The organism is Dietzia cinnamea NBRC 102147, assembly GCF_001571065.1.
GTDB classification, from domain to species: Bacteria; Actinomycetota; Actinomycetes; order Mycobacteriales; family Mycobacteriaceae; genus Dietzia; species Dietzia cinnamea.
The window spans coordinates 1-4,381 of record NZ_BCSW01000099.1 but is presented as its reverse complement, the minus strand read 5'-3'; the positions used below and the strand labels follow the sequence as shown (position 1 = coordinate 4,381).

Below are 4,381 nucleotides of genomic sequence, written 5' to 3'. Positions count from 1 at the left end.
CCTTAAGGACTACGAAGAGGGCGGTCGGGTCACACGCCAGTCCAGGTCTCTCAAGATCGACTTCCTGGATCCCGACGACGATCTGAGCGACAACTCCTTCTCTATCGACGCCGTCCCCGCCGTTCCGTGGGGCGAGCACTGGGGAATTCCTAATCGTGATCGTGACCAGTGGAACAGTGAGGAGAAGCGCTGGATTAGGACCAACCCGGTCAAATTTGCCGACGACACCAACGCCCTGGCCGTCGCGACCTGGAGCCCGACCGTGGGCACGATGAATGCATACCGGCCCGTGGTCCGACTCCTCCGTCAGGTTCGCCACGTGCACTTCGGGGAGCAGCGACCCGGTGGCCTCTTTATCGAGGTAGCTGCCTACTACGCCTGGGAAGACCAAAGCATCACTGGCACGACCTGGGCCGAACTGGTCACGTCCACCTTGGAACAGGTCGCCAAGCGGTTCGAGCAGTGCGCCGAGAGCGGCCTTCTCGACCCGGTGCTCGACACGCCGATGAAGCCTGCCCTTGGTTCCTGGCAGTGGACGGCCGCTGCTGACCGGTTAAGCCAGCTCGCCGAACAGGCCCGCCAAGCACTCGACTCCGAACGTTGCCTTGCCGCGAAGATGTGGCGAGACATCCTCGGCAGCAACGATCGTGGTCAGGTCCTCCCACTCCCAGATGGATGCGACGCCAACGGGTTCCCCGTCGGGGCAGTCACCGCTGTTGGAGCAATCGGCAGCAACGACCCGCGCGGTTTCGCCGGACTCCGCGGGCTCACCCGACGCCACCTGTGAGCAGACCGTGGAGACGTATGACGACGCCGCGTTCGAACGGTTCTGCTCCGGCCTTGTCAACGAAGGGTTCTCCCCAGTGCACGGCACGGCGCAGGCCAGATGGACTGGTCCGCTCCGCGAAAGCCTGAGGCCCTTCAGCGACGCAACCCGCATGCAAATCGAGTTCTATCAGGGCTGGCCGCTCCGCTACGCCCATATAAGGGTCCCCGAGCTGAAGGCCGAACACGTTGCTCAAGGCACAATCTGTTTGTGGGCTGAAGACGACCCTGCCCAGATCGCGGGCCGCGACCTCCAGACGTTCTGGCAGCGCGTCGACGACTGGGCCGAGACAGCTCAGCGCGGCTTCCGCCTCGAAGACCGCGCCCTAGATGCCTACCTTCTCTTTGGCAAGAACACCGTGTACCAGGCTGAACTGCCATTCGGCGACCTCATCCGAGCTGGCAGCAACGGCTACCGGGCTCCCCTCGTCGCCGCCATCCGAGGCGACCGTACCTACATGATCGAGCGCGCCCCAGCAACCAGTCCAGACCATAATCAGCCGGCGCCTCTCCGAGGAGCGTTTTACCTTCGACGACATATCGACACCCCGCCCCGCGACCTCGTCGACTTCCGCGCCGCCCTAACCAACAAACAGACACAAGACCTCGACCGGGGCCTCGCCGCCAGGACAGACACAGCTCCCCCGGAGGCCAGCGGCGGTCACGACTTCGCCGTCCTTGCTTGGCCTCGCCATGACCGCGACCACGACGCGGTCGTGATCGTCTTCAAGGGCGCCGGAGACACGCTTGAAGCATCAGCCATCGCCGCAACCCCCAACGACATCGCCGCCCGGAAACGACGCGCTGGGCCAGACGCTACCGCCCTCTCCGACAAGCGAATCCTCATCGCTGGAGCCGGATCCGTCGGAGGGCACGTCGCCCTCAGCCTCGCCGCCAGCGGAGTTGGTCTCATCCGTCTCCACGATGGCGACAATCTCAAGACCGCCAACCTCGTTCGCCACGCCAGCCACAAGCTCGGTGTCGGCTACAACAAGGCTGTCGCCATGTCCGTCACCATCGAGGGGCACGCCCCCTGGACCACCGTCGAACCCAAGATCGACAACGTGCCTTACACCCCCTCCGCGCTCACCTCCAGCATCGAAGGCTTCGACCTGGTCATCGATTGCACTGGGACCATCCCGTTCACCGCAGCCCTCGCCGAGATCAGCCGACGCACCGAGACCCCACTCATTACCGGAGCCCTTTTCCACCAGGGGGCCCTTGCGCGCGTACAACGGCAAGCCGGAGGCGACACCCTCATCGCAGCACGCCCCAGCGACCCCACCTACAGCAACCTGCCACCAGAGAGCCCGCGCGAACCGGACACAGGTTTCCTCGAATTGGGATGCACCGCACCGGTGAACAACGCGCCACCGACGGCTGTCCTCGCGACCGCCGCTGACATCGCCCACGCCGCCGTCGACTTCCTCACGGGCCGCTGCAAGCGCGCCGACGAACGCATCCTGGTCTTCCAACCCATGGCCGCCCCATTCGACTCGACCGGGACCCACGACCACAAACCGGGCGGCAGCAAGTGAACCGCAAGGCCGCCAACCCGATCCTTCTGCTCTCAGAATCCGCCAAGACCTCGATAATCGCCGCAGCTGCCAAAGCCCACCCCAACGAGACAGGCGGCATCCTCATCGGAGTCCACACTGAAAATGGCCAACCCTGGGTAACTCGCGCAGTCGAAATCGCCACCAACGACCGAGGCCACAATCACTACAAAATCCCGTCTGGTGCCACTCAGCCCAGCGTGCACGCCGCCCGGCGAACAGACCCTCGACTTGGCTACCTCGGTGACTGGCACAGCCACCCCGTTAACGTCGGTCCCAGCTCGATCGACCTCGCAACGCTCGCCACCTATTCGATCAAGCACCCCAGGACATCCAACCCCACGCTGATCGTCGTTCGGAACGCCCCAGACGGTCGTGTTCTCGATGCCCGCCGGATCGTCACCGTGATCCCCCGAACCTGCGATCTCCACCTCACAGGTGACCTGTCCCAAGGGGCCCACCACGACGACACGACTCAAGGCGACCCACGGGCTCCAGAGGAGTCAGAATGACCACCAACCAGATGCCGAGCCCGAGCGGAACCCGCATCGCCGGGGACGACTACCAGTGGCTGCACGCCTGGCGATTCTGCATGCAGGCCCTCCACGAGGACCTCACCGGCAACACCACGAACCCAGTAGTGGCTGTCGGCGTCGAAGTAACCGGCGCCGGCAATGGCGACGATATCGTGCTCCACCGCCGGCAGCCCCCGAACACATACACCCAGGTCAAGTACGCCGTGGACAACCGTCGACAGGTCAACCTGGAGTACCTCAAGACAAGCGGTGTCCTTCGCAAGATGTTCGAGACCTACGCCGATCTGACCGCCGACGGTGCACCGGTGGAGATGCGTCTAATCACCAACCGTTCCCCCGACTCCAACGACACTCTCCTCGCGGACCGCGACGGACGTGACGGCCGACTGCTACCCAGAGCCGCACAAGGCGGACCCAGGTCCGACCGAGGCAAAGCACGAGCCGACTGGGCCAACGAAGCCCAAACCGATGAGGACCACCTCCTCGAGCTGCTCAATCATCTGCACTTCGACGTCGCCTACGACCACGACCGGCTCCTCAAGGACGTCAGCCTCCTCATGACTGTCAACGGCCTCCGCTCGGACCATGCTGCCGTCGCGCTTGGCTCTACTTGGGTGTCTCAGCAGGTCATCTCGGGTCACCGTCGACTCACGCTTGACGACATTAGGAAAGCCATCGCCGACCTCAGCCTCCAAGCTGGTTCGCCGTGGACGACGATCTCCGTCGCCACCATCACCCACGATCACCTCGCAGAGCAGGCGGCCGTGAGCATCGACTGGGTCGACCGTATGAGCGGTGCCACAGACTGGAAACGGATCGAACCTGCGGCGCCCGCGACCTGGGGCGACCTCGCAGCCGATATCCGGGCCATCCCCGGCCAACTTGGCGGGAGCAAACGCGTCCTTGTTACCGGCCACATGCGTCAAGCCACCGGATTCCTCGTGGGTACCGAGCTGCGCCGCGTCAAGGGTTACGAAGTCGGTGTCCGTCAAGGTGACCAACTCTGGACGAGCGAGGAACAGATCACCAATGACATCGTCACTCACACCCCAGAAGGCGCCCCCACAGGGACAGACACAGCAATCATTGTCGCTATCGCCGCCGACGCGGCAGCCGACGCTATCGAATGGATCAACGAATCGGACCTCTCGGTCTCGAAGATACTTACCCAGCCCGCAGTAGGCATCGGACCAAAGTCCATCTTGAACGCTGCCGCCGCAAACAGTGCCGCGATCGCCATTCGCGACCTAGCCCGCCGCCACTCAAGAAACGGCGATCTGCACCTGTTCCTGATTGGCCCGCTAGGTCTAGCGGTACTTCTCGGGCACCACTGGAACAGGGTCACCACTACGCACGTCTATGAACACCTCGGTGGTGCCGACTACACGCACGCCTTCACCGTCGAAGCCTGACGGGATTGGCCAGGGTTAGGCGGACTCTCGATTGAGTCGTCCGGATCGTCGC

At 63.9% G+C, this 4,381-nt stretch carries 4 protein-coding genes; all 4 read left to right on the top strand.

Annotated features, from left to right (window positions below; genetic code table 11):
- A partial coding sequence (locus DCI01S_RS17655; RefSeq protein WP_061230137.1) for a hypothetical protein occupies positions 1–787 on the top strand: 787 nt, incomplete at its 5' end.
- Positions 788–794: 7 nt separating this feature from the next.
- Complete coding sequence (locus DCI01S_RS15995) at positions 795–2,363, top strand: HesA/MoeB/ThiF family protein (protein ID WP_061230136.1); 1,569 nt, start codon at positions 795–797, stop codon at positions 2,361–2,363.
- The gene (locus tag DCI01S_RS17000; protein WP_163377266.1) at positions 2,360–2,893 is read left to right on the top strand and encodes a Mov34/MPN/PAD-1 family protein; all 534 of its coding nucleotides are present in this window, start codon (positions 2,360–2,362) and stop codon (positions 2,891–2,893) included. Before DCI01S_RS15995 ends, DCI01S_RS17000 begins: the two co-directional genes overlap by 4 nt.
- Positions 2,890–4,329, top strand: coding sequence for an SAVED domain-containing protein (locus DCI01S_RS15990; RefSeq protein ID WP_061230135.1), 1,440 nt, complete (start codon positions 2,890–2,892; stop codon positions 4,327–4,329). Before DCI01S_RS17000 ends, DCI01S_RS15990 begins: the two co-directional genes overlap by 4 nt.
- Positions 4,330–4,381: the final 52 nt, after the last annotated feature.

Bases quoted from the DNA above. Each gene is read 5' to 3' on its own strand.
- DCI01S_RS15990 (WP_061230135.1), top strand. From the start codon at position 2,890: ATGACCACCAACCAGATGCCGAGCCCGAGCGGAACCCGCATCGCCGGG.